Raw genomic sequence first — 25,614 nt, forward strand, 5'->3', positions numbered from 1 at the left:
CCCCGATCCCAATAATGAGTGTGAAACCTGGTCTTCACTGAACGGCAATCCGAGGGTGTGGATATGATTAGCGCATTCGAAATTTTTAAGATTGGCATTGGACCTTCCAGCTCGCATACCGTAGGGCCAATGAATGCTGGAAAATGTTTTATTGATCAACTGACCCATTCTGGAACGCTACTGCAGACGACGCGTATGGTGGTCGATCTGTATGGATCGTTATCACTAACCGGAAAAGGGCATGCGACCGATGTCGCCATCATGATGGGACTGGCGGGAAATAGTCCACAGGATGTTGATATTGATGGTATTCCTGCGTTTATTCAGGAAGCGACCCGTACCGGACGCCTGCCCGTGGCGGACGGCGCTCACGTGGTCGATTTTCCCATCGCAGACAGTATTCTCTTTCATGAAGAAACGCTCCCGCGCCATGAAAATGGGATGCGCATCACTGCGTGGAACGGGCAGGAAAAACTGTTAAGCAAAACCTATTACTCCGTTGGCGGCGGCTTTATCGTCGAAGAGGAGCGTTTTGGTCAGGCGCATGACGTTGAAACGTCGGTACCTTATGGCTTTAACTCCGCCAGCGAACTCCTGAAACTGTGTGAAAGAAATGGCCTCTCCGTCTCTGGCTTGATGATGCAAAATGAGCTGGCGATGCGCAGTAAAGACGAAGTGGATGCGGGATTTGCGCGTATCTGGGAGGTGATGCATGCCGGGATAGAACATGGCATGAACACCGAAGGCGTGTTGCCAGGGCCGCTTAATGTGCCGCGTCGCGCGGTCGCGCTGCGTCGGTTACTGGTTTCCAGCGACAGCCTGTCGAGCGATCCGATGAATGTTATCGACTGGATCAACATGTTCGCCTTAGCCGTGAGTGAAGAGAATGCGGCGGGAGGACGGGTTGTGACCGCGCCAACGAACGGGGCGTGTGGCATTATCCCTGCCGTACTGGCCTATTATGACAAGTTCCGTCGTCCGGTGAATGCAAACTCAATCGCTCGCTATTTACTGGCCGCTGGGGCCATCGGCGCATTGTACAAGATGAATGCTTCCATCTCCGGGGCCGAAGTCGGCTGCCAGGGCGAGATTGGCGTCGCCTGTTCGATGGCGGCGGCAGGGCTTACGGAATTGCTGGGCGGTAGCCCGGCGCAGGTCTGTATTGCGGCGGAAATCGCGATGGAGCACAACCTGGGATTAACCTGCGATCCGGTGGCGGGGCAGGTACAAATTCCGTGTATTGAACGTAACGCGATCAATGCTGTAAAAGCGGTGAACGCGGCGCGCATGGCGTTGCGCCGGACATCTGAACCACGGGTTTCTCTCGATAAAGTCATCGAGACGATGTATGAGACCGGTAAAGATATGAACGACAAATACCGTGAAACCTCACGTGGTGGTCTGGCAATTAAAGTCGTTTGTACCTGACAGACCCCTTCTTCTCTTCCCCCTTTAGGCGCATCCTGGTGCGCCTTTTTTTATGTTGTGATCCCCTTCAAATTTTATGTTGTGATCTCGTTCAAATAGAGAAAATGTACGCAGTTATTGTTTTTAAAATAGAAAATATTTCTTAACTTTTAGAAATTGTAAGGGCTTTATTGTGAAGTTTTTCTCTGACCCTGCGCGTATGATTTCTTCATTATAAAAGCTCGCCTGCAGAAAACGTACCGCGTATCGCCTTGATGCGGCACGAAAAAAATAATAAATACCTCTACCTGAACATTAAGCGAGAACCTTATGGAAACGGCAACGAATAACAGCGTCATACTCGACGCATCGGCCCCGGCGCGCCGGGCTGGAATGAGCGAAAGTGAATGGCGTGAAGCGATTAAATTCGACAGCATGGACACTGGCTGGGTCATTATGAGTATCGGCATGGCGATTGGCGCGGGGATCGTTTTTCTCCCTGTCCAGGTGGGATTAATGGGGCTGTGGGTCTTTTTGCTCTCCTCCATTATTGGCTACCCGGCGATGTATCTGTTTCAGCGTTTGTTTATTAACACCCTGGCGGAATCCCCTGAATGTAAAGACTACCCCAGCGTCATCAGCGGCTATCTGGGTAAAAACTGGGGGATCTTGTTAGGCGCGCTGTACTTTGTGATGTTGGTTATCTGGATGTTTGTGTACTCCACCGCCATTACCAATGACAGCGCGTCATACCTGCACACGTTCGGCGTCACCGAAGGTTTACTCTCTGACAGCCCGTTCTATGGCCTGGTGCTGATTTGTGCTCTGGTGGCCATCTCGTCGCGCGGTGAAAAGCTCTTGTTTAAAATCTCTACCGGCATGGTGCTGACCAAGCTGTTAGTGGTGGCGGCGTTAGGCTTTTCTATGGTCGGGATGTGGCGTCTGTATAACATTGGCGCGCTGCCGCCGATGGCGCTGCTGATAAAAAACGCCATCATCACGCTACCCTTTACGCTGACCTCAATCCTGTTTATCCAAACCTTAAGCCCGATGGTGATCTCTTACCGTTCACGTTCAAAATCCATCGAAGTGGCGCGTCATAAAGCGCTGCGCGCCATGAATATTGCGTTCGGGATCCTGTTTGTCACAGTCTTTTTCTATGCAGTTTCTTTCACACTGGCGATGGGTCACGATGAAGCGGTGAAAGCGTATGAGCAGAATATTTCCGCCCTCGCGATTGCCGCGCAGTTTATCAGTGGCGCAGGGGCCGGCTGGGTCAAAGTGGTCAGCGTTATTTTGAACATCTTTGCGGTGATGACGGCGTTCTTCGGGGTTTACCTGGGCTTTCGTGAAGCCACGCAAGGGATTGTGATGAACCTGCTGCGTCGCAAAATGCCTGCCGAGAAGATCAACGAAACACTCGTCCAGCGCGGCATTATGCTGTTCGCCATCTTACTGGCCTGGAGCGCGATTGTACTGAATGCGCCAGTCCTCAGCTTTACCTCTATTTGTAGCCCAATCTTCGGCATGGTGGGATGTTTGATCCCGGCGTGGCTGGTCTACAAAGTTCCTGCATTGCACAAATACAAAGGCGCGTCGTTATATCTGATTATCATCACCGGCCTGTTGCTGTGCGTTTCTCCGTTCCTGGCATTTTCTTGATATTGATGAAATTTTAAGGTCATTGTTATGTTTGAGACTACAGCAAATCCATTATGGCAGCGTTTTATCCTGGCGGTGCAGGAAGAAGTCAAACCGGCGCTGGGATGTACTGAACCGATTTCACTGGCCCTGGCGGCGGCCGTTGCGGTCTCTGAGCTTGAAGGCCCGGTCGAACGCATTGATGCGTGGGTCTCGCCAAACCTGATGAAAAACGGCATGGGAGTTACCGTACCGGGCACGGGGATGGTTGGGTTGCCCGTCGCGGCTGCGCTGGGTGCGCTGGGGGGAGATGCTCATGCCGGTCTTGAAGTGCTGAAAGACGCGTCTGCTGAGACGATTGCAGAGGCGAAAAATCTGCTGGCGGCTGGAAAGGTTTCGGTGATGTTGCAGGAGCCTTGCGAAGATATCCTGTTCTCACGCGCTAAAGTTTATAGCGCGTCAGGATGGGCATGCGTGACGATTGTCGGCGGCCATACCAACATTGTGCGTGTTGAAACAAACAAGGGTGTGGTGTTTGCACAGGATGAATGCCGTCAGCATGAAGAGCAGGCGTCGCCGCTGGACGTACTTGCTGAGACGTCGCTGGAGGAGATTTTAGCCTTTGTGAACGCGGTTCCGTTCGAATCGATCCGTTTTATTCTCGACGCCGCGAAGCTCAACGGCGCGCTGTCCCAGGAAGGTCTGCGTGGCGGCTGGGGGTTGCATATCGGGGCGACGATGGAGAAACAGTGTGCACGGGGTCTGCTGGCAAACGATCTGTCCACTGCCATTCTGATCCGCACCAGTGCGGCGTCGGATGCGCGAATGGGAGGCGCAACGTTACCTGCGATGAGCAACTCTGGCTCAGGTAATCAGGGGATTACTGCGACGGTGCCGGTCATGGTGGTTGCGGAGCATTTCGGTGCCGATGAAGAGCGTCTCGCGCGTGCGTTGATGCTGTCACATCTGAGTGCGATTTACATCCACTACCAGTTGCCGCGTTTGTCCGCTCTGTGTGCGGCGACCACGGCGGCGATGGGGGCGGCAGCAGGAATGGCGTGGCTGATTGACGGGCGTTACAACACTATTGCGATGGCGATCGGCAGTATGATCGGCGACGTCAGTGGGATGATTTGCGATGGGGCGTCGAACAGCTGCGCAATGAAAGTGTCCACCAGCGCATCGTCGGCATGGAAAGCGGTGTTAATGGCACTAGATGATACGGCGGTGACCGGTAATGAGGGGATTGTGGCGCATAACGTCGAACAGTCTATCTCGAACCTGTGCGCGCTGGCGTCTCGCTCCATGCAGCAAACGGACAAGCAGATCATTGAGATCATGGCCAGCAAGGCACATTAATCGGCAGGCCGGATAAGACGCGTTGGCGTCACTATCCGGCAATTTACCGTCTGACTTCCCGATGGCGTTTTGCTGATCGGGCTGTCAGGCGGCGTCTTCTTCCGCCTGCCGGATTTCGGCATCAGCGACGATCGCTTCCAGCTCGGTCAACATCTCTTCATAACCGAACGGGGCAGGTACGCTCACGGTTTCCTGCACGCTATTTTTTGATACGGGTTGACGCTGTTTAGCCGACTTTTTGCTCATAGTCATACTCCCTTGTTTTTCCAGACTATATAGGCAAATCTATCAGCAATGCGCGCAATGGCGTATCGGCCACTAACGTTATGTTAGCTTCATCACGAATAAATGCGCCGTCACCGCAGGTTAGCGCTTCTTTTTCTTCGTTATGGGTCACCGCATGGAACGTACCGTGAATCGATTGCAGGTAGGCGCGTGGGCCATGCAGTTGAAAACTCACGGATTCACCCTGATTGAGCATGATGTGATGCACCCACACCTGTTGGCGCAGTTGCAGGCTTTCCTGCGCGCCGTCCGGGGACGCGATCAGTTGCTGTTTACCCATTGTTAGCGCGGTTTTTTGTACCAGCGCATTTTCCCTTTCAGGGCAGGCGTCCAGCCACAGCTGCATTCTGGTCAGCGGCTTCTCTTTACTGAGATTGTGTTCGCTGTAGCTGATCCCTGGCTGCGTGGCGAGCAGTAATGCTTCTCCCGCTTTGGCCTGGACATGGTTGCCTTCGCTGTCGCGATACTCGGCTTCGCCTTCCAGAATCAGGTTTAAAATATCCACCTTCGGATAGGCGCGCGGCTGGAAAGAGGCGCCCGGTGCAAGGACTTCCTGGTTCAGGACGCGCAGCGAGGCGTATCCCAACAGTTTGGGGTCAAAGTAGTGTCCAAAAGAAAAGGTGTAACGGGCCTGCAACCATCCATAATCTGCCTGGCCGCATTGTTTGGCTGTTCGGGTAGTAATCATAATTCTTGACCTCTCTTTACTTCCTTTTATGTTAAGGGGCTGGACGCTGCATTGTTAGCCAGATATTCTGCCCGGTATGTTCAAATTTCCTGAATGAGAACGCTATGGCCAAAGAAAGGGCGTTAACGCTTGAAGCGTTACGTGTAATGGATGCGATTGACAGGCGTGGCAGCTTTGCCGCCGCGGCGGATGAGCTGGGGCGCGTGCCGTCTGCGCTCAGCTACACCATGCAAAAACTGGAAGAAGAGCTGGATGTGGTGCTGTTTGACCGCTCGGGCCACCGGACAAAGTTCACCAATGTCGGGCGTATGTTGCTGGAGCGCGGGCGGGTACTGCTGGAAGCGGCTGACAAGCTCACGACGGATGCGGAAGCGCTGGCGCGTGGCTGGGAAACGCATTTGACGTTGGTGACTGAAGCCCTGGTGCCGACGTCGGCTTTCTTCCCGCTTATCGACAGGCTGGCCGGTAAAGCGAATACCCAGCTTTCGGTGATCACCGAAGTGCTGGCAGGTGCATGGGAACGTCTGGAGCAGGGGCGTGCCGATATTGTCATCGCGCCGGATATGCATTTTCGTTCATCGTCAGAAATTAATTCCCGTAAGTTGTATACACTGATGAATGTGTATGTGGCGGCGCCTGACCACCCGATCCATCAGGAGCCTGAACCCTTATCGGAAGTCACTCGCGTCAAATATCGTGGGATTGCGGTGGCAGATACTGCCCGTGAACGTCCGGTGTTAACCGTTCAGCTTCTGGATAAACAGCCTCGTCTGACGGTGAGCACCATTGAGGATAAGCGTCAGGCGTTATTGGCTGGACTTGGCGTCGCAACGATGCCGTATCCGCTGGTGGAGCAGGATATTGCCGAAGGACGGCTACGCGTTGTCAGCCCGGAATCGACCAGTGAGATCGATATCATCATGGCGTGGCGACGTGACAGTATGGGAGAAGCGAAGTCCTGGTGTCTGCGGGAGATCCCCAAACTGTTTGCCGGGAAATAAAGGTGAAACGCACCTCTCGTCAGAGGTGCGGAGATGACATCAGGCGTTAAGCTTCGGATCCGCTCCGAAACGGTTTTCGCCCGACACGCCGCTCTGGCAGGTAAAGATAAAAATGACCAGCCAGCCGATGATGGGGATGAGTAATATCAATAGCCACCATGCTGTGCGGTCTGTGTCATGCAGACGGCGAAACAGCACCGCTAAGCCGGGTAAAAAAATCAGAACCCCATAAATGCTGGTCAGCATGCCTTCTCCCGCAGTGCCCTCCCAGCCAAACATCTTGTCCAGTACCGCCAGTACCACTGTAAAGATGCCGTTGACCAGAACAAACATCCAGTACTCTTTGCGGCGCGCACGACCGCCAAAACCGATGTAGCTCTTTAATACTTTTAAATACCAGTCCATTTTTTCCTCAATCGTGGTCAATCACTTGTTTTTAAAGTAATCAAACCAAGAATAGCTGCGAATGGGAAAGTGGTAAATATTTGAGGTGTGAATAAACAAAGCACCCTGAAGGGTGCCCTGTAAACTAGCGAAAACGGAGATCGCGTCCGTGAGGCTCGTTAAGATCCTGCCACGGGCCGACAGAAATAATGCCGGTTGGGTTGATGGTTTTGTGGCTGCGGAAATAGTGGTGGCGAATATGGTCGAAATTGACCGTTTCCGCGATGCCCGGAATTTGATAAATATCGCGCAAAAAGCCGTACAGATTCAGGTAGTCGCTGATACGGTGCTTATCGCACTTGAAGTGCGTCACGTATACCGGGTCGAAGCGCACTAATGTCGTCCACAGGCGGATGTCTGCTTCTGTTAACCGATCTCCGGTCAGATAGCGATGCTGCCCCAGAATCTGCTCCAGGCGCGCCAGCGAGTCAAAGACGTGGGTCACGGCGTCATCATAAGCCTGTTGGCTGGTGGCAAAACCGGCTTTATAGACACCGTTGTTCACATTGTCATAAATCCAGCTGTTCAGTTCGTCTATTTCAGAGCGCAGTTCCGGAGGGTAGTAATCGCCCGCTTTCGCGCCCAGCGCGTCAAACGCGGTGTTGAACATGCGGATGATTTCCGCCGATTCGTTACTGACGATGGTGTGATTCTTTTTATCCCACAGCACCGGCACGGTGACACGACCGCTGTAATGTGGGTCGGCGTGCAGGTAGAGTTGGTAGAGAAATTCATGCTGATAGAGCGTGTCGCCCGTCGCAGCGGGAAAATCATCGGCGAACGTCCAGCCGTTTTCCAGCATCAGTGGATTGACGACAGACACTGAGATGAACGGTTCCAGGCCTTTGAGCTTGCGTAAAATCAGCGTGCGGTGCGCCCAGGGGCAGGCAAGAGAGACGTACAGATGATAGCGGTCTTTTTCAGCGGCAAAACCCCCCTCGCCAGACGGACCTGGTGCGCCATCCGCAGTGAGCCAGTGGCGGAAAGCCGATACGGAACGTTGAAATTTCCCTCCGGTAGATTTGGTGTCATACCAGACATCATGCCAGACGCCATCAATCAGTTGTCCCATATTCTCTCTCCTGCGGATAGCAAAAACGAGGAGACTGACTCCTCGTTTTATGATTCTTAATTATAGTGCGCTTACCACTTTTTATTCAGCACACGGTCGATGCTGAATGCGCCCGGACCCGTGATAGCCAGCAGCAGGAAGCCGCCTGAGATGGTCAGGTTTTTCATGAACATCAGCGAGTTTACGCCTTCAGCAAAGTTGCTGTGGAACAGGAATGCCGTTAACAGTGTAAAGCCCGCAGTGAACAGTGCAGTCGTACGGGTCAGGAAACCAAACAGGATCGCCAGACCGCCGCCAAACTCAAGCAGAATCACCAGCGGCAACATAAAGCCAGGGACGCCCATCGCTTCCATATACTGTTGGGTACCCGCATATCCGCTGATTTTTCCCCAGCCTGCGGTAATAAACAGGATTGGCATCAGAATGCGCGCTACCAGTACACCAACATCTTCTAATTTTTTCATTTTACTCTCCAGGAAACCACTCAGGCTGCTGATTATGTTTTTTATGCTATTACGCGGTAAAGCGCGTCGTTGCTGTCGATGGAGGGAATCATAAACGTGGCTAATGACAATTGTTAGCAAGGAAAACTGTCAGTATTTTTCAAAAAATTTGAGTGATGCGCAGACGAAAGAGCATGTAGCCTGATAAGCGAAGCGTTATCAGGCTTGATGTGTGGCAAGATTAACCGCGTGAATGTTGCTGTTGCAGCGTCGACTTAAGCAAACGCCAGGCGCTCCAGAGACCGAATCCTCGTTTCGTCCAACGCACCAGTCTGTTGGGGTGACGAAGTGTCCAGATGGCCATCACGCTGCTACCCACCAGCGCCCAGGAGCGTAGATTGAGCAGCGTGTTCCAGCCGCGATCGTACGTACGGGTGGTTTCAAGCCAGTCCCGACGGCAGACAGACAGATCCAGCCTTTGCTGCTGGATCTGACTAAGCAGTATGGCCTTACGCTTTTGGCGTTCGACTTTGCTGCTCATCGGGCATCATCCTCAAGGATTTGTCTGTCGTTCGCCAGTTCGCGTCGTGTGTGGCGCAACAGGGTAGAGCGACGCGCCTTGCGTAACGTCCAGATTCCGCCGATCAACGCCATCACCAGCAACACCACTGTCGTGGCGATCATGACGTTGAGTCGATACTGAGGATCAACGGCCCAGATGATCAGAATCATCAGGCTCATCAGACCGAAAGCGGCGAAAAGCATGGTGAGACCCAGCATCAGCAAAAGCTGGATGAGGTTTGCTTTTTCTTCCTCCAGCTCAACAACCGCCAGTCGCAAACGGGTCTCCACCATCTCCACGAGAATAGTGACAATTCGCTGGCCAATCCCCAGAACGCTTTTACCCGGTCCTGGTGTTTGATGAGAATCCGCCATCATTAACGACGCGTCAGCAGTACGCCCAGCACGACACCTACCGCAGCGCCGATGCCGACGCCCGTCCACGGATTTTCACGCACATAATCATCGGCGCGGGCCGCGGCTTCGCGGGTCTGTTTCGCAATTGCGTCCCCGGTTTCCCCCAGACGGTGGCGGCTTTCTTTCAGCGCGCGCTCGGCTTTGCTACGAATCTTACTCAGCTCTTCTTTTGACTTATCGCCAGAGGAGCTGAGCACCTCTTCAAGCGTATCGGCCAGGGATTTCAACTCAGCGCGCAGATGTTCCGTAGTGTTATCATTCGACATAGTTTTCTCCAGGTGAGTGAGTAGTGACTGTTACAAATAAATTAGTAGTCGCGAGCTTCAAGCTTTTTCAGGTCTTCCTGAGCTTCGGCAAGCTTATGTTCGCGTTTTGCAATCTTATCCGTATCGCCTTTTTGCTTCGCCTCTGCTAAGTCACGTTGACGCTCAGATATCTCTTTTTTCTGTTCTGCGATTTTTTTCTTATGGTCAGCACGCAACTGACTGTCGCTACAGTTTGCTCTGACTTCACTGAGTGCTTTATTCAGACCGTTGATGCGGTTCTGGTTGTTGTGCTTCTCGGCATAGCTGATTTCCCGCTGAATATCCTGCTCTTTTTCCTGACAGAGGGTGTTGGCGTAGCTGCCTGCACTGAGCGTGAAAAGGGTAATAGCTAAAGCAATGCGGTATTTCATTCTTGAACCTTCCATTGTGACTCGTACCCATTCTTCGGGCGCGATGATCCAAATAATAAAGCGGCGGGTAATGTACCCGCTCACTTAATCATAGCCAGTAAACAGCGAAATCACCAAAGTGAGTGATATGATTCGGATTGTTTGAAATTATCCGAAGCGAAGCGGGGTTTCTCGTAAACGGGAAATCCACTGCACCGCTGGGTTTTGGCCATCTTGTTGGGCAATGATGTAGCCACGGGGCAACGTTTTGACTAACACTGCCCGGGCTGCTGCGCTTTGCGCGTGGGAGTCGAATGTGATCAGTAAGGTGTCGTTATGCGGGGTGATGCTTTTGAAACGAATGCCATTGGCGTCCAGATGATGCCAGATTGAAAAGCCATCCGGCATGCTGGCACCCTGATTAATTGCACGGATAGCCAGCGTCGACTCTTGTTGACGAATCGCCGACCACACCAGAATCAGTACGGTCAGCAGCACCAAAAATGAGGTTGTCCAGCCCAGTTGTCGAAGCGTCAGGCGTGGTTTCAGCATCACTTACCCTCGATTTCCGTATTTCTTTTTCCACAGCACAATCAGCGAACCTCCCAGCCCAAACACCAGCAGGACCACGGGAAGTAACATCAAGCACGACATCAGCTGATCTTCGTACTTCAGGAAAACGGGTGTTTTGCCGAGCATATAGCCCAGGGTGGTCAGAATAACCACCCACAGTAAGCCGCTCATCCAGTTAAAGAACTGAAAACGTGCATTATTGAGGCCAGACAAACCGGCGATGGTGGGCAGCAATGTGCGCACAAAGGCGATAAAGCGGCCGATCAATAATGCCGATAAACCATGCTTGTGGAAAAGGTGGTGCGCGCGTTGGTGATAGTGCGCGGGCAAATGAGAAAGCCAGTTCTGTACGATTCGGGTGTTGCCTAACCATCGACCCTGTATATAACTGACCCAGCAGCCTAAACTGGCGGCGGTGGTGAGCAACAGAATCGTTTGCGGGAATCCCATGGCGCCTTTCGCAATGAGTACGCCGACCAAAACCAGCAGGCTGTCGCCAGGTAAAAAGGCAGCAGGAAGCAACCCGTTTTCCAGGAACAAAATCATAAACAAGACTAAATAAAGCATGCCAATCATGGAAGGATTGGCCAGTGTTTCAAAGTCCTGAGCCCAGAGGGCATGCAGCAATTGGGTCAAAAGTTCCATTCAGTATTCCTGGAGAATCGGTTATCGTCATGCCGGTTTTCTGGAGTTTGCAACATTGCGACATTCTTCGTTTTTTCGTATGGGTCGCTGTAGGGTGCAAAGTCACGGCTTGCATAATTCCTTGTTACGTTATGAAGTAAGCAAGCACTAACACACATAATTTAAAAAACATCTAAGTGTAACAAAGGTCAACGTAGTCCGTTATAGAAATTGCCGTTGATACACGCTGATTTTGCTTATCGCAAAGGAGGGTGGCGAGAGGATTTACACAGGCTGACACTTTATACCTTACGCTTACTGAATACCGCAGACAGGCGCATTACCGCGCCTGCCGAAGTCAGAGTGTTTATTTTGCGCCGTTAGCCGCAGTATCGAGATGAACGACGGGATTGTCCGCAAAAAGATAACGGTCGGCGTTGAACTCAAAATCGTCGCTGGTTTCATTGAAAAGCATCTGTTTTGTATTCTCAAGATGCTGCCACATCGCCAGTTTGGCCGCGTGGGGATCTTTGCGAATCAGCGCTTTCAGGATCTGATCATGGTCGTCGCACCAGTTATCCACGGTGCGGAGATCGATGTGATCGTGCAGTTTCTTCCAGTAGGGGTTATGCACGCGCTGAGTCCACATTTTCTCAACGATGGCGGCCAGCGCGGTATTTTGTGTGGCCAGCGCGACCTGTACATGAAACTGGAGATCCCATTCGGAGTCGCGGAAACATTTTTCGTTACGCGCATTCTCCTGAATTTGCATCAACTTCATGATGTCTTGTTTAGTCACCTGGGTGGCAGCAAATTCGGCAATGTTACTTTCGATGAGTTGTCGAGCCTGGAGCAGCTCAAACGGACCATAGCTGGCGAACTCAAGGTTTTCGCCTGGCGCAACATGATGCTTTGGCTGGTTCGAAATGACGTGAATACCGGAACCTTTACGCACTTCTACATAGCCTTCAACTTCCAGCATGATGATGGCTTCGCGAACCACAGTGCGGCTGACATTCTTTTCATCGGCAATAAAACGCTCCGCAGGCAGTTTATCGCCCACGAGATATGCGCCTTTTTCGATACGCTCTTTAAGGTCAGCAGCTAATTGTTGATACAAACGTCGTGATTCGGTGATTTCCATATGCGCTCCAGGCATGATACGACAGACAACATTTGTTATACCACTTTTGCGAGCCTGGCTCCACTTGTACCGATGAAAAAGCCGCCAGTGAACAGGCGGCTTCGGCGGTAATTCGTGACTGACTGTGTCAGGTCAATTTTGCGGGGCAGGTTCGTTGAGCGATTCGCCTGAACCTGAACTATTCACCGGTTTGTTTTGCAGCACGGTCCAGATGACCAGAGCGCCCAGCAGGTCGAACACCGCCAGCACTGCAAACAGTGGGCTAAAGCCAATGGTGTCGGCCAGTGCGCCAACCACCAGCGCAAACAGCGTACTCGCCATCCAGGCCGACATCCCGGTCAGGCCATTTGCCGTCGCCACTTCGTTACGACCAAAGACGTCCGAAGAGAGCGTAATCAGTGCGCCGGAAAGCGCCTGGTGAGCAAAGCCGCCGACGCAAAGCAGAGCGATCGCGGCATAGGGGCTGGTAAACAGGCCGATCATGCCCGGGCCAATCATCAGGAATGCGCCCATGGTGACGACCATTTTACGGGAAACGATCAGATTCACGCCAAACCAGCGTTGGAACAGCGGCGGTAGGTAACCCCCAACGATACAACCCAGGTCGGCAAACAGCATTGGCATCCAGGCGAACATGGCGATCTCTTTCAGGTTAAAGCCGTAGACTTTAAACATGAACAGCGGGATCCATGCGTTGAAGGTACCCCAGGCCGGTTCAGCCAGGAAACGCGGCAGTGCAATCCCCCAGAACTGGCGGTTACGCAGGATCTGGCCAACGGACATTTTCTTCGCCGCCCCCACCTGGTGCTGTGCTTCCTGACCATTAATGATGTAGTCACGCTCTTCGTCAGACAGTTTTTTCTGATCGCGAGGATGTTTGTAGAAAACCAGCCATGACATCGCCCAAATAAAGCTCAGCGCGCCGGAGATGATGAACGCCATTTGCCAGCTGTGCATGACGATCGCCCAGACCACCAGAGGCGGAGCTATCATCGCGCCAATCGAGGAACCGACGTTGAAATATCCCACGGCAATGGAACGTTCTTTTGCCGGGAACCATTCAGAACTGGCTTTCAGACCTGCCGGGATCATAGCGGCTTCTGCGGCACCGACGGCGCCACGCGCCAGGGCCAGACCGCCCCAGCTTCCTGCCAGTGCTGTTGCACCGCAGAAAATGGCCCACAGTACGGCAAACATCGCATAGCCCACTTTCGTACCGAGTATATCCAGGACGTAGCCCGCGACAGGTTGCATAACGGTGTAAGCAGCAGAATAGGCTGCGATGATATAGGAGTACTGTTGGGTGGAGATGTGTAACTCTTCCATCAGCGTTGGCGCAGCGGCCGCTACTGTGTTACGTGTCAGGTAACCCAGCACGGTGCCTAAGGTCACCAGTGCGATCATGTACCAACGTAACCCTTTAATTTTACGCATGTAAAGCCTCATCGTTTTGTTATTTCCGCAAAAAATGCGGCTATCCTCCTGCTCGGGGCGGAGGATGTTCTTTAACGAAAGGGGGGTAGCCGTAAAATGAGATACTCCCCGAACCTTGCCATTTAAGTCATCGTGCTAATTCGGTTTCCGTACCGTTTAATTCGAGGGGGAACCCTCGATATTTTTATATTCAGTCGGTTTATATATCGCGACGAAAAAAAGATAACTTGTCATACAACTTCAAAAGGTGAGTGACATCACAAAAGTATGAATCTTCGCAGGGGTATTATTTTGATTCCAAGAAGCCAGTGCTAGTGCGGCCTGGAGCACTGTTTACTCCGTAAAGGGGAATTTAATTGTTTAGGTTTATTGATCTATCTCACGAAAAATTCTTCAGTGACTGGAAATTGGTGTGATAACTTTGCAGCATCTAAACATAAGCAATCTGACGCACTCGTTGAGAGGAAGACGATAAATGACTCCGTTTATGACTGAAGATTTTCTGCTGGATACCGAATTTGCCCGTCGTCTGTACCATGATTACGCCAAAGACCAGCCCATCTTCGACTACCATTGCCATCTGCCACCGCAGCAAATCGCTGAAAACTACCGTTTCAACAACCTGTATGACATCTGGCTGAAAGGCGATCACTACAAGTGGCGTGCCATGCGTACCAACGGCGTCGCTGAACGCCTGTGTACCGGCGACGCTTCCGATCGTGAGAAGTTTGATGCCTGGGCGGCGACCGTTCCGCACACTATCGGCAACCCGTTATACCACTGGACGCACCTTGAGCTGCGTCGTCCGTTTGGCATCACTGGCAAACTGCTTTCCCCGTCTACCGCCGACGAAATCTGGAGTCAGTGCAACGAATTGCTGGCGCAGGATCAATTCTCCGCGCGCGGCATCATGCAGCAGATGAACGTGAAAATGGTCGGCACCACCGATGACCCGATCGACACTCTGGAGCACCATGCAACGGTGGCCAAAGACAGCACCTTCTCCGTCAAAGTTCTGCCGAGCTGGCGTCCGGATAAAGCCTTCAACATTGAGCAGGCGACCTTTAACGATTACATGGCGAAGCTGGGTGAAGTCTCCGATACCGATATTCGTCGTTTCGCTGACCTGCAAATCGCACTGACCAAACGTCTGGATCACTTCGCCGCACACGGGTGTAAAGTTTCCGACCATGCGCTGGATGTCGTGATGTTCGCTGATGCGAATGAAGCGGAGCTGGACAGCATCCTGGCGCGTCGTCTGGCAGGTGAAACTCTGAGCGAGCACGAAGTGGCGCAGTTCAAAACGGCCGTACTGGTGTTCCTTGGCGCAGAATACGCGCGTCGCGAGTGGGTACAGCAGTACCACATTGGCGCGCTGCGTAATAACAACCTGCGTCAGTTCAAACTGCTGGGCGCAGACGTCGGCTTTGACTCCATCAACGACCGCCCGATGGCGGAAGAGCTCTCCAAGCTGCTGAGCAAACAGAACGAACAGAATCTGCTGCCGAAAACCATCCTCTACTGCCTGAACCCGCGTGATAACGAAGTGCTGGGCACGATGATCGGTAACTTCCAGGGCGAAGGGATGCCGGGCAAAATGCAGTTCGGTTCCGGCTGGTGGTTCAACGACCAGAAAGACGGTATGGAACGTCAGATGACCCAGCTGGCACAGCTTGGCCTGCTGAGCCGCTTTGTCGGCATGCTGACCGACAGCCGCAGCTTCCTGTCTTACACCCGTCACGAATATTTCCGTCGCATCCTCTGCCAGATGATTGGGCGCTGGGTGGCGGCTGGCGAAGCGCCAGCGGATATTCAGTTGCTGGGCGAGATGGTACGTAATATTTGCTTTAACAATGCGCGTGATTACTTCGCTATTGAACTGAACTAAGGTCTGGGATTGATATGCAATACATCAGGATCCATTCGCTGGATAACGTTGCAGTTGCCCTGGCCGATTTGGCGCAAGGCGCAGAAGTCAGCATTGATAACCAAATTGTGACGCTTTGCCAGGACATTGCACGCGGACATAAATTTGCGTTAAGCCGGATCGCAAAAGGCGAAAACGTCATTAAATATGGTTTGCCGATCGGTCATGCGCTGGCGGATATTGCGGTGGGGGAGCATATCCACGCCCACAATACTCGCACGAATCTGAGCGATCTGGATACGTATCGCTATCAACCCGATTTTCAGGCCGAAGAAGCACAGCCTGCCGATCGCAATGTGCAGATCTATCGCCGCGCCAACGGCGAGGTGGGTGTGCGCAACGAATTGTGGATTTTGCCGACGGTCGGCTGCGTGAACGGTATTGCACGCCAGATCCAGACTCGCTTCCTGAAGGAGACCAACGACGCCGAAGGTACTGACGGCGTGCATCTCTTCAGCCACACTTACGGCTGTTCTCAGTTGGGTGACGATCACATCAATACCCGCACCATGCTGCAAAATATGGTGCGCCATCCGAATGCCGGAGCGGTGCTGGTGATTGGCCTTGGCTGTGAAAACAACCAGGTGGATGCCTTCCGCGAAACGCTGGGCGAGTTTGATGCCGATCGCGTTCACTTTATGATCTGTCAGCACCAGGACGATGAAGTGGAAGCGGGCATCGAGCATCTTCATCAGCTGTATAACGTGATGCGTCACGACAAGCGCGAACCGGGCAAACTGAGCGAACTGAAGTTCGGTCTGGAGTGCGGTGGTTCAGATGGCCTGTCTGGCATCACTGCCAACCCGATGCTGGGACGCTTCTCCGATTACGTGATTGCCAATGGCGGAACAACCGTGTTGACTGAAGTGCCGGAAATGTTTGGCGCAGAGCAATTGCTGATGACGCATTGCCGTGATGAAGAGACGTTTGAAAAACTGGTCACCATGGTCAATGACTTCAAGCAGTACTTCATTGCCCATAACCAGCCGATCTACGAGAACCCTTCACCGGGCAACAAAGCGGGTGGTATCACGACGCTTGAGGATAAATCGCTGGGCTGCACCCAGAAAGCGGGGGCCAGTCAGGTAGTGGATGTGCTGCGCTACGGCGAGCGTCTGAAAACGCCGGGCCTGAATCTGCTGAGCGCACCGGGTAATGATGCTGTCGCCACTAGTGCGCTGGCGGGGGCAGGTTGCCACATGGTGCTGTTCAGTACCGGTCGCGGCACACCCTACGGTGGCTTTGTACCGACGGTGAAAATCGCCACGAACAGTGAGCTGGCGGCAAAGAAAAAGCACTGGATCGATTTTGATGCCGGGCAACTGATCCACGGTAAAGCGATGCCGCAGCTACTCAATGAGTTCGTCGATACGATCGTTGATTTTGCCAATGGTAAGCAGACCTGCAACGAGCGTAATGACTTCCGGGAACTGGCGATCTTCAAAAGCGGCGTGACGTTATAAAACGATTGCTTTAAAATTGAAACGGCGTTTCATATAATGGGGCGCCGTTTCTTTTTGCCTGTCTACAGGGACTCTTCATGACCGCGTATTGGTTGGCTCAGGGCGTTGGCGTCATCGCCTTTCTGATTGGTATTACCACCTTTTTCAACCGCGACGAACGTCGTTTCAAACTGCAACTTGCCGTCTATAGCGCCACCATTGGCGTGCATTTCTTTTTGATGGGTGCCGCCCCTGCCGGGATGAGTGCCGAGCTTAACACCGTCCGTACGCTGATTTCGATGTATACCCGGCGGCTTTGGGTGATGACCGTTTTCATCGTGCTCACGCTGGTTCTCGGCCTGGCAAAACTGCAACATGCGATGGAACTGTTGCCCATTATGGGCACACTCGCCAGCACCTGGGCGCTGTTTCGCTGCAAAGGGTTAACCGTGCGTTGCGTGATGTGGTGTGCCACGGCCTGTTGGGTCATTCATAACTTCTGGTTGGGATCGATTGGCGGTACGCTTATTGAGGGCAGCTTTTTGGTGATAAATGGTCTCAATATCATCCGCTTCAGACGTATGCAAAAACGCGGTATTGATCCTTTCAGAATGGAGAATGCAGCGTCGCAGGAAAACCCCTCCGCACGTTGACGGAGGGGGAAGAGATTAACCGCGCAGTGCGTTGTTTGCCAGACGTTCGTCTTCTGCCTGGCAGGCCGCTGCGGTGAACAGCACGTCAGTCGACGAGTTCAGCGCCGTTTCGCAGGAATCCTGCAGCACGCCGATGATGAAGCCGACGGCTACCACCTGCATGGCAATATCGTTAGGGATACCGAACATATTGCACGCCAGCGGGATCAGCAGCAGGGAGCCCCCCGCCACACCCGACGCGCCACACGCGCACAGCGAGGCAACCACGCTCAGTAACAGCGCCGTCGGGAGATCCACCGGAACGCCTAACGTGTTAACTGCGGCCAGCGTCAGGACGGTAATGGTGATCGCCGCTCCGGCCATATTGATGGTCGCGCCCAGCGGGATAGAGACGGAGTAGGTATCCCGGTCCAGGTTCAGCTTTTCACACAACGCCATGTTTACCGGGATATTGGCGGCTGAACTGCGGGTAAAGAAGGCATAAACACCGCTTTCACGCAGACAGGCCATGACCAGCGGATACGGGTTACGGCGAATCTTCCAGAATACCAGCAGCGGGTTAATGACCAGCGCGACCAGCAGCATACAGCCAATCAGCACGACCAGCAGTTGCGCGTAGCCCCACAGCGTTGCAAAACCGGTCGTGGCGAGCGTGGATGATACCAGCCCAAAGATACCGATAGGGGCGAAACGGATAACCAGTTTCACCATGAAGGTCACGGCGTTTGCCATGTCATTAACGAGATTTTTTGTCGTCTCATTACCGTGGCGAAACGCAAAGCCCAAACCTACGGCCCAGACCAGAATACCAATGTAGTTCGCATTGAGCAGGGCATCAATCGGGTTGGTGACCATGCTCATCAGCAGGCCGCGTAACACTTCTACAATCCCAGAGGGCGGTACGATATCCCCAGCGCTGGTGGATAAATGCAGCGTTGACGGAAATGCAAAGCTGAACACCACCGCCGCCAGGGCAGCAGAAAATGTGCCCAGCAGATACAGGAACAGAATCGGACGGATATTGGTTTTCTGACCCTGCTGGTGATTGGCGATAGACGCCATAACCAGCGTTAGCACCAGGACAGGGGCAACGGCTTTCAGGGCGCCAACAAACAGCGTTCCCAGCAGGCCCGACGCTTCTGCCGCAGGTTTAGACACCAGCGCCAGCAAAACGCCGAGCACTAAGCCTATGAGGATTTGTTTTACGAGACTACCTTGCGACAGGCGCGCGAGCAGGCCTGAAGTTGATGACTTCATGGAGATTTCCTTAAGTGATATTGCGTCCATCCTGGAACGTACTCTTTGTTACGTTTATGCCCGGATGTAATAAATGTTTGCCTGAGTGAGTATAAGGAAAGATGCGTTGTGGGGAAGCGTAAAATGCTGAAATTTACGTGTCACATCATATTTTTTAACTATTTGTTTACGTATTGCCAGGGGGCGCTACGTTTGCCGGTCCGCAGAACGCGTTTTTGTTGGCCCGGCAGCTATACTGTCGGGCCATGGAGGTTACTGCGCTTGCTGTTTCTTATCGTTTTGATGGTTTACCCATGCGTTAACGAGCAGCGTGACGATCAGGATGCCAAACACCACACCTAACGAGATGGCGATAGGAATATGATAGAAGTCGACAATCAGCATCTTGATACCAATGAACACCAGGATTATCGACAAACCATATTTAAGCATTGAGAAGCGCTCTGCGACACCCGCCAGCAGGAAGTACATCGCACGCAGACCCAGAATCGCGAACAGGTTAGAGGTCAGTACAATGAACGGGTCGGTCGTCACGGCAAAGATAGCCGGAATGCTGTCGACGGCGAAAATGACGTCGCTCAGTTCAACCAGAATCAGTACCAGCATCAGCGGCGTTGCGAACAGCAGACCGTTCTTACGCACGAAGAAATGCTCGTTCTCGATGGTGTCGGTCATGCGCAGATGCCCACGCAGCCAGCGGACTACCGGTCTGTCGCCGATGCCGGACGCATCATCTTTCGCCAGCGCCATTTTTACACCGGTAAACAGCAGGAAGGCACCGAACACATACAGCAGCCACTCGAACTGCGCGATCAGCCAGCTTCCGGTAAAGATCATGATGGTACGCAGTACGATCGCACCCAGTACGCCATAGACCAGCACCCGACGTTGCAGCGCGGGCGGGACAGAGAAGTAGCTGAACAGCATCAGCCAGACAAAGACGTTATCCACCGCCAGTGATTTTTCGATCAAATAACCGGTCAGAAACGCCAGCGCTTGCGGATCGGCAACCGCACGTCCTTGCGTTTGAGCCAGATACCACCAGAATACGGCGTTAAACAATAATGAGAGCGTTACCCAGACCAGGGACCAGATTGCCGCCTGCTTCATTGACATCGTATGTGCTCCACGACGCCCTTGTAGCAGAAGATCAATAGCCAGCATAATCACCACAACGACAGCGAATCCGCCCCATAACAACGGTGTGCCGACAGTATTCATAAAATTTCCTTACACATAAAAAAACGGCTGACGTCAGAAGACGGCAGCCGTTGCTTTTTATATGCATAGACCTCGCCTTCCGGCAAGGTCTCACTTACAACAAAACAGGAATACGACGACGCATTCCTGTTTTGTTGCCCGGTGACCGGATGTGGTTTTTCACACATCGTAATGACGATCCACCGGCAATGAAGTTACTCCCCTTTGCGGGTAACAAAATATGACAGGCCATGCTTCCAGTCAATGGCCTGTTACATCTGTTTTACATTGATTTACGCAGTGGCTGCGGGGTTTTGATCATCCGCTGGGAATACCACCCCTGTCTGGCGACGAATTTCCGTTTGCAGTTTCGCAGTAATGCGGCTGACTTCCAGAGCGGGATGGTTCACCTCATGCGTTTCAACCAAATGTGCAAAGACCTCTGCCTCATAGAGCATAGTATTAATATGCTGAGGTGCAGTGAGATCCTGCGTCTTCCCGCCGCGTGGAATAAAGCAGACTTTCTGACACTCGGCGATTTTCTCAATCACCAGAGAACCCGCTTCTCCCTGAATTTCGCTGGCCAGCACAGAGTCGCTGACTTTGGAGTGCTGCAAGGTCACGCTGAAATCACCGTAATTCAGCACCACGACGCCGTGGGCATCAACGCCGCTTTCCAGCAGGCTGGCAGACGCCTGAACGCTGCAAGGTTCGCCCCAGAGCGCGATGGCGGACGCCAGGCAATAAAAGCCGATATCCATGATCGAGCCATTTGAAAACGCCGGATTAAAGGTGTTGGGGTTTTCACCGTCCAGATAGCGCTGGTAACGCGAGGAGTACTGGCAGTAATTGATCAATGCCTTACGTACTTTCCCCACCTTCGGCAAGGCTTGTTGTAGCAGCAGGAAATTGGGCAGGCTGGCCGTTTTAAAGGCTTCAAAGAGCACGACCTGATTTTCGCGGGCACAGGCGATAGCCGCTTCAACCTCAGCCAGATTCGATGCCAGCGGCTTCTCGCAGATCACATGTTTTTGGTGACTGAGAAAGAGCCGGGTCTGGGAAAAATGCAGTGAGTTCGGGCTGGCAATATAGACCGCATCAATCGCCTCGCTTTTCGCCATGGCGTCCAGCGAGGTAAACAGATGTTCGACGGGATAGTCGTTAGCGAACGTTTGCGCCTGCTCGAGGCTGCGGGAATAGACTGCGGTTAACTTATATTTGCCGGTTTCATGAGCGGCATCGACAAACTGGCGGGTGATCCAGTTTGTGCCAATAACAGCGAAACGTATCATAAACGCCTTCAGGCTCCATAAAGGGATTCTCGCGCCAATGTATCACGCCTTTATGGCAAAGCCAGTGCGCGACTACGCAGTTTCCTTTAACGACAACTGCGTCAGCCACAGGCGGGTATCAAACTCAAGCTGGTGATACTGCGGCTCCATATGACAGCACAACTGGTAGAACGCTTTGTTGTGTTCTTTCTCTTTAAGATGCGCCAGTTCATGGACGACGATCATCCGCAGGAACGGCTCCGGCGCATTGCGAAAAACGCTGGCGACGCGGATCTCCGCCTTCGCTTTCAGCTTTCCACCCTGGACGCGTGAAACGGCGGTATGCAAGCCGAGGGCGTTCTTGAGGACGTGGATCTTATTGTCATACATCACTTTATTGAGCGGTGGCGCATTACGCAGAAACTGGCTTTTCAGATCCTGGGTATACTGCCAGAGCGCCTTATCGGTCGCGAAATCATGCGTTCCCGGATAACGTTTTTCCAGTACGCTGCCCAGCCGCTCTTCGGCAATTAAGGTGCGTACCTGGGAAAGTAAGTTCTCCGGATAGCCCTGCAGATAACTAAGATTGCTCATCAACACTCCATACACTTCATCCTTCAAGCTGCCTGTGTGTTGGCTGCGTTCGTTCACCCCAGTCACTTACTTATGTAAGCTCCTGGGGATTCTCTCTCTTGCCGACTTCATGCAACTTGAATGATTTTGTGTATAAAAAAGGTATACTCACGCACCCTTTTCAGGGATAACGCCAAATTTTACCACTCAGGAGGGCCGATGAGCCACTTAGACAACGGTTTCCGTTCACTCAATCTTAAACGTTTCCCGGAAACGGACGACGTTAACCCGCTTCAGGCGTGGGAAGCGGCGGATGAATATCTGCTGCAACAGTTGGATGACACTGAAATTGTCGGTCCGGTTCTGATCCTGAATGATACCTTCGGAGCGCTGGGTTGCGCACTGGCTGAACACACGCCTTACAGCATCGGTGATTCCTATTTAAGCGAGCTCGCGACGCGCGAAAACCTGCGCCATAACGATATTGCGGAATCCAGCGTCAAGTTTCTCGACAGCACGGCACAATATCCGCAGGCGCCGGGCGTTGTGCTGATTAAAATTCCTAAAACGCTGGCCCTGCTGGAACAGCAACTGCGCGCACTGCGCAAGGTCGTGACCCCAGAAACGCGGATTATTGCGGGGGCTAAAGCGCGTGATATTCACAACTCCACGCTTGAGCTGTTCGAAAAAGTGCTGGGTCCAACGACCACCACGCTGGCCTGGAAAAAGGCGCGTCTGATCAACCCTACCTTCAGCAAACCAGAGCTTGCCGATGCGCCAGAAACGCTGAGCTGGAAGCTGGACGGGACCAACTGGACCATTCACAACCATGCAAACGTCTTCTCGCGCACGGGACTGGATATCGGTGCCCGTTTCTTCCTGGAACATCTGCCGGACAATCTGGAAGGCGAAATCGTCGATCTCGGCTGCGGCAACGGTATTGTCGGTCTGACGCTGCTGGAGAAAAACCCACAAGCCAGCGTCATCTTTACCGATGAGTCGCCAATGGCGGTGGCGTCCAGCCGTCTGAATGTGGAAACCAACATGCCGGAAGCTCTGGACCGCTGCGAGTTTATGATCAACAACGCGCTGTCCGGCGTGGAGCCTTTCCGCTTCAACGCGGTCATTTGTAATCCGCCGTTCCACCAGAAGCACGCCCTAACGGATAACGTCGCGTGGGAGATGTTCCATCACGCGCGCCGTTGTCTGAAGATCAACGGTGAGTTGTATATTGTGGCGAACCGTCACCTGGATTACTTCCACAAGCTGAAGAAGATCTTCGGTAACTGCGAGACCATCGCCACCAACAATAAATTTGTGGTGCTGAAAGCGGTGAAACTGGGGCGTCGTCGCTAAACGTGTGTGCCCGATAAGCGTAGTGCTATCGGGCAACAGGTTAGATCCCCAACGCTAAACGGGTGCCCTGGGCAATGGCTCTGCGGGCATCCAGTTCCATCGCCACATCGCATCCGCCAATCAAATGCACCACCTTACCTGCCGCGTGCAACGGATCGGCCAGCTCGCGTCTTGGCTCCTGCCCGGCGCAAATCACCACGTTGTCTACGGCCAGGAGTTGCGGCTCGCCGTTGATCAACACGTGTAACCCTTCATCATCGATCTTCTGATAGCTGACCGCCGGGATCATTTTTACCCCGCGAGAGAGCAAGGTCGCGCGGTGGATCCACCCCGTTGTTTTCCCCAGCCCCTGACCGGGTTTGCTGGCCTTGCGTTGCAGCATAACGATTTGTCGCGGACTGCGTGATAAATGCGGGCCTTCCGGGCGCAGGCCGCCCGCCTGTTGCAGGCTGGTGTCGATACCCCACTCCGCGCAAAACTCGGCAATGCTCTGACTGGTAGGATCGCCTGGCTGACTCAGGTACATGGCGGTATCAAAACCGATCCCGCCGCAACCAACAATGGCCACGCGCTTCCCGACCGGGGCTTTGTCGCGCAAGACATCAAGATAGGTCAGTACTTTCGGATGATCGATACCGGCGATCGGCGGCTGACGCGGCGCGATCCCACTGGCGAGGATCACTTCATCAAAGGACTGAAGGCAGTCGGCGCTCACGAACTGATTCAGTTTCAGCGTGACGCCAGTGACGTCGATCATTCGGCGGTAATAGCGCAGCGTTTCATAAAATTCTTCTTTGCCGGGGATCTGTTTAGCGATGTTAAATTGCCCGCCGATCTCGGCGTTGGCATCAAACAGGGTGACAGCATGACCACGCGCGGCGGCGTTGATCGCAAAAGCAAGACCTGCAGGCCCGGCTCCTACCACGGCCAGATTTTTCTTAACCACCGCTGGCAAGACAGGCATTTTTGTTTCGTGGCAGGCGCGGGGATTCACCAGGCATGAGGTGACTTTGCCAACGAAGATCTGATCCAGGCACGCCTGGTTACAACCGATGCAGGTGTTGATCTCATCGGCACGCCCGGACTCCGCCTTTGAAAGCAGTTCGGCGTCGGCGAGGAACGGACGCGCCATCGACACCATATCCGCGTCGCCACGGGCAAGAATATCGTCGGCCACCTGCGGATCGTTGATGCGGTTGGTGGTGACCAGCGGGATTGTCACGTGACCTTTCAGCTTGCGGGTTACCCAGCTAAATGCACCGCGCGGGACCGGCGTGGCGATGGTAGGAATGCGGGCTTCATGCCAGCCGATGCCCGTGTTAATGATAGTTGCGCCTGCGGCTTCAATGGCCTGCGCCAGCTGTACGGTTTCCTCAAAGGTGCCGCCGTTTTCCACCAAATCCAGCATCGACAGGCGATAGATAATGATGAAATCGTTGCCGACGCGCTGGCGTACTGCCCGCACGACTTCTACAGCAAAACGCATCCGGTTGGCATAGTCGCCGCCCCATTGGTCCTGGCGTTGGTTGGTACGCACGGTGAGAAACTCGTTAATCAGATACCCTTCAGAGCCCATCACCTCCACGCCGTCGTATCCTGCTTCGCGCGCCAGTTGTGCGCAGCGCGCGAAGTCGTCAATCAGTTGCAGGATCTCGTCATGGGTCAGCTCATGAGGCGTAAAGCGGTTTATCGGCGCCTGTAGCGCGGAGGGCGCCACCAGGTGCGGTTGGTAGCTGTAGCGCCCGGTGTGCAGGATCTGAAGGGCGATTTTGCCGCCTTCATCATGAACCGCATCGGTGATGGTGCGATGGAATGGTAATTGCCTTGCGTCATTCAGCGTTGCGCCACCTTCCATTCCCACGCCGGAGAGCGCAGGGGCGATACCACCGCTGACAATCAGCGCGACGCCATGCTTCGCGCGCTCGGCGTAGAAGGCCGCCAGACGTTCCGCGCCGTCGGGATACTCCTCAAGGCCGGTATGCATTGAACCCATTAGCACGCGGTTTTTAAGCTGGGTAAAGCCCAGGTCGAGTGGGGCGAACAGCGACGGATAGCTCATAAGGGTGTCCAGTATGTAAAATTATTGTTATGTGGTCGGATGAGTTCTAATTTAGCTGTCGGTGCGCAAAAGGGAAAAGAGGAATGTAATGATTGTGATGGGATTCAAAAAAGATGCTCCCCCCGAAG

General features: G+C 53.3%; 26 protein-coding genes. 8 read left to right on the forward strand and 18 right to left on the reverse strand.

What is annotated here, in order from left to right; translation table 11 throughout:
• Positions 1-63: 63 nt before the first annotated feature.
• The 3 genes from tdcG to P2W74_RS02795 all read left to right on the forward strand — a co-directional run bounded on the left by tdcG (position 64) and on the right by P2W74_RS02795 (position 4,407).
• The gene (tdcG, locus tag P2W74_RS02785) at positions 64-1,428 is read left to right on the forward strand and encodes an L-serine ammonia-lyase (RefSeq protein ID WP_276293800.1); all 1,365 of its coding nucleotides are present in this window, start codon (positions 64-66) and stop codon (positions 1,426-1,428) included.
• A 309-nt stretch (positions 1,429-1,737) separates the two neighbouring features.
• The gene (locus P2W74_RS02790; protein WP_276293801.1) at positions 1,738-3,069 is read left to right on the forward strand and encodes an SLC5/6 family protein; all 1,332 of its coding nucleotides are present in this window, start codon (positions 1,738-1,740) and stop codon (positions 3,067-3,069) included.
• A gap of 27 nt (positions 3,070-3,096) precedes the next feature.
• The gene (locus tag P2W74_RS02795; protein WP_276293802.1) at positions 3,097-4,407 is read left to right on the forward strand and encodes an L-cysteine desulfidase family protein; all 1,311 of its coding nucleotides are present in this window, start codon (positions 3,097-3,099) and stop codon (positions 4,405-4,407) included.
• Between the two features lie 84 nt (positions 4,408-4,491).
• Here P2W74_RS02795 and P2W74_RS02800 read toward each other — a convergent pair whose 3' ends face one another.
• Together P2W74_RS02800 and P2W74_RS02805 are read right to left on the reverse strand one after the other, a co-directional pair.
• Positions 4,492-4,653 (reverse strand): hypothetical protein, encoded by a 162-nt coding sequence (locus tag P2W74_RS02800; RefSeq protein ID WP_276293803.1) that lies wholly within the window; start codon positions 4,651-4,653, stop codon positions 4,492-4,494.
• A gap of 25 nt (positions 4,654-4,678) precedes the next feature.
• A complete protein-coding gene (locus tag P2W74_RS02805) occupies positions 4,679-5,380 on the reverse strand; it encodes a pirin family protein (RefSeq protein WP_276293804.1) in 702 nt (233 codons plus the stop codon).
• A gap of 104 nt (positions 5,381-5,484) precedes the next feature.
• Here P2W74_RS02805 and yhaJ point away from each other — a divergent pair, with 104 nt between their 5' ends.
• Entirely contained in the window at positions 5,485-6,381 is an 897-nt protein-coding gene (gene yhaJ, locus P2W74_RS02810) for a DNA-binding transcriptional regulator YhaJ (protein ID WP_192613565.1), read from the forward strand.
• A gap of 39 nt (positions 6,382-6,420) precedes the next feature.
• Here the strand turns inward: yhaJ and P2W74_RS02815 are convergent, their stop codons facing one another.
• The 11 genes from P2W74_RS02815 to P2W74_RS02865 all read right to left on the reverse strand — a co-directional run bounded on the left by P2W74_RS02815 (position 6,421) and on the right by P2W74_RS02865 (position 13,748).
• Entirely contained in the window at positions 6,421-6,786 is a 366-nt protein-coding gene (locus P2W74_RS02815; RefSeq protein WP_276293805.1) for a DUF805 domain-containing protein, read from the reverse strand.
• A 124-nt stretch (positions 6,787-6,910) separates the two neighbouring features.
• A complete protein-coding gene (locus tag P2W74_RS02820; protein ID WP_276293806.1) occupies positions 6,911-7,897 on the reverse strand; it encodes a glutathione S-transferase family protein in 987 nt (328 codons plus the stop codon).
• Between the two features lie 71 nt (positions 7,898-7,968).
• On the reverse strand, positions 7,969-8,361 hold the full coding sequence (locus tag P2W74_RS02825) for a DoxX family protein (RefSeq protein WP_193568566.1): 393 nt from the start codon (positions 8,359-8,361) through the stop codon (positions 7,969-7,971).
• A gap of 220 nt (positions 8,362-8,581) precedes the next feature.
• Entirely contained in the window at positions 8,582-8,881 is a 300-nt protein-coding gene (locus P2W74_RS02830) for a YqjK-like family protein (protein ID WP_276293807.1), read from the reverse strand.
• Positions 8,878-9,276, reverse strand: coding sequence for a phage holin family protein (locus tag P2W74_RS02835; protein ID WP_276295117.1), 399 nt, complete (start codon positions 9,274-9,276; stop codon positions 8,878-8,880). The genes P2W74_RS02830 and P2W74_RS02835 overlap by 4 nt, the downstream gene beginning before the upstream one ends.
• 2 nt (positions 9,277-9,278) lie before the next feature.
• Positions 9,279-9,584: an ElaB/YgaM/YqjD family protein gene (locus P2W74_RS02840; RefSeq protein ID WP_162379426.1), complete on the reverse strand. Its 306-nt coding sequence runs from the start codon at positions 9,582-9,584 to the stop codon at positions 9,279-9,281.
• Between the two features lie 41 nt (positions 9,585-9,625).
• On the reverse strand, positions 9,626-9,994 hold the full coding sequence (locus P2W74_RS02845) for a DUF1090 domain-containing protein (RefSeq protein ID WP_276295118.1): 369 nt from the start codon (positions 9,992-9,994) through the stop codon (positions 9,626-9,628).
• Between the two features lie 147 nt (positions 9,995-10,141).
• A complete protein-coding gene (gene mzrA / locus P2W74_RS02850; RefSeq protein ID WP_276293808.1) occupies positions 10,142-10,525 on the reverse strand; it encodes an EnvZ/OmpR regulon moderator MzrA in 384 nt (127 codons plus the stop codon).
• A 3-nt stretch (positions 10,526-10,528) separates the two neighbouring features.
• Complete coding sequence (gene yqjA / locus P2W74_RS02855; protein WP_192613558.1) at positions 10,529-11,191, reverse strand: DedA family general envelope maintenance protein YqjA; 663 nt, start codon at positions 11,189-11,191, stop codon at positions 10,529-10,531.
• A 346-nt stretch (positions 11,192-11,537) separates the two neighbouring features.
• Positions 11,538-12,314, reverse strand: a complete 777-nt coding sequence (gene exuR, locus P2W74_RS02860) for a transcriptional regulator ExuR (RefSeq protein ID WP_276293809.1) — start codon at positions 12,312-12,314, stop codon at positions 11,538-11,540.
• A gap of 132 nt (positions 12,315-12,446) precedes the next feature.
• Positions 12,447-13,748 carry an MFS transporter gene (locus P2W74_RS02865; RefSeq protein ID WP_276293810.1) on the reverse strand — a complete coding sequence of 434 codons (1,302 nt, stop codon included), beginning with the start codon at positions 13,746-13,748 and terminating at the stop codon, positions 12,447-12,449.
• A gap of 475 nt (positions 13,749-14,223) precedes the next feature.
• On the opposite strand from P2W74_RS02865, the gene uxaC reads away from it, so the two are divergent.
• The 3 genes from uxaC (at position 14,224) to P2W74_RS02880 (ending at position 17,770) form a co-directional block, all read left to right on the forward strand.
• A complete protein-coding gene (uxaC, locus tag P2W74_RS02870; RefSeq protein WP_276293811.1) occupies positions 14,224-15,636 on the forward strand; it encodes a glucuronate isomerase in 1,413 nt (470 codons plus the stop codon).
• Positions 15,637-15,650: 14 nt separating this feature from the next.
• Positions 15,651-17,138: a UxaA family hydrolase gene (locus P2W74_RS02875; RefSeq protein WP_276293812.1), complete on the forward strand. Its 1,488-nt coding sequence runs from the start codon at positions 15,651-15,653 to the stop codon at positions 17,136-17,138.
• Between the two features lie 77 nt (positions 17,139-17,215).
• Positions 17,216-17,770, forward strand: coding sequence for a YgjV family protein (locus tag P2W74_RS02880; protein WP_203359904.1), 555 nt, complete (start codon positions 17,216-17,218; stop codon positions 17,768-17,770).
• A gap of 15 nt (positions 17,771-17,785) precedes the next feature.
• Here the strand turns inward: P2W74_RS02880 and sstT are convergent, their stop codons facing one another.
• From sstT to P2W74_RS02900, 4 genes are all read right to left on the reverse strand, one after another.
• The gene (gene sstT / locus P2W74_RS02885; RefSeq protein ID WP_276293813.1) at positions 17,786-19,027 is read right to left on the reverse strand and encodes a serine/threonine transporter SstT; all 1,242 of its coding nucleotides are present in this window, start codon (positions 19,025-19,027) and stop codon (positions 17,786-17,788) included.
• A 252-nt stretch (positions 19,028-19,279) separates the two neighbouring features.
• Positions 19,280-20,248, reverse strand: coding sequence for a TerC family protein (locus tag P2W74_RS02890; protein ID WP_276293814.1), 969 nt, complete (start codon positions 20,246-20,248; stop codon positions 19,280-19,282).
• A gap of 272 nt (positions 20,249-20,520) precedes the next feature.
• Entirely contained in the window at positions 20,521-21,519 is a 999-nt protein-coding gene (locus tag P2W74_RS02895; protein ID WP_276293815.1) for a Gfo/Idh/MocA family protein, read from the reverse strand.
• A 72-nt stretch (positions 21,520-21,591) separates the two neighbouring features.
• A complete protein-coding gene (locus tag P2W74_RS02900; protein ID WP_276293816.1) occupies positions 21,592-22,092 on the reverse strand; it encodes a M48 metallopeptidase family protein in 501 nt (166 codons plus the stop codon).
• Between the two features lie 198 nt (positions 22,093-22,290).
• Between P2W74_RS02900 and rlmG the strand changes: the two genes are divergently transcribed.
• The gene (gene rlmG / locus P2W74_RS02905) at positions 22,291-23,427 is read left to right on the forward strand and encodes a 23S rRNA (guanine(1835)-N(2))-methyltransferase RlmG (protein ID WP_276293817.1); all 1,137 of its coding nucleotides are present in this window, start codon (positions 22,291-22,293) and stop codon (positions 23,425-23,427) included.
• A 40-nt stretch (positions 23,428-23,467) separates the two neighbouring features.
• On the opposite strand, the gene P2W74_RS02910 is transcribed toward rlmG, so the two are convergent.
• Positions 23,468-25,486: an NADPH-dependent 2,4-dienoyl-CoA reductase gene (locus tag P2W74_RS02910; RefSeq protein ID WP_276293818.1), complete on the reverse strand. Its 2,019-nt coding sequence runs from the start codon at positions 25,484-25,486 to the stop codon at positions 23,468-23,470.
• Between the last annotated feature and the right edge of the window lie 128 nt (positions 25,487-25,614).

Source organism: Citrobacter enshiensis (genome assembly GCF_029338175.1).
Classification (GTDB): domain Bacteria; phylum Pseudomonadota; class Gammaproteobacteria; order Enterobacterales; family Enterobacteriaceae; genus Citrobacter_D; species Citrobacter_D enshiensis.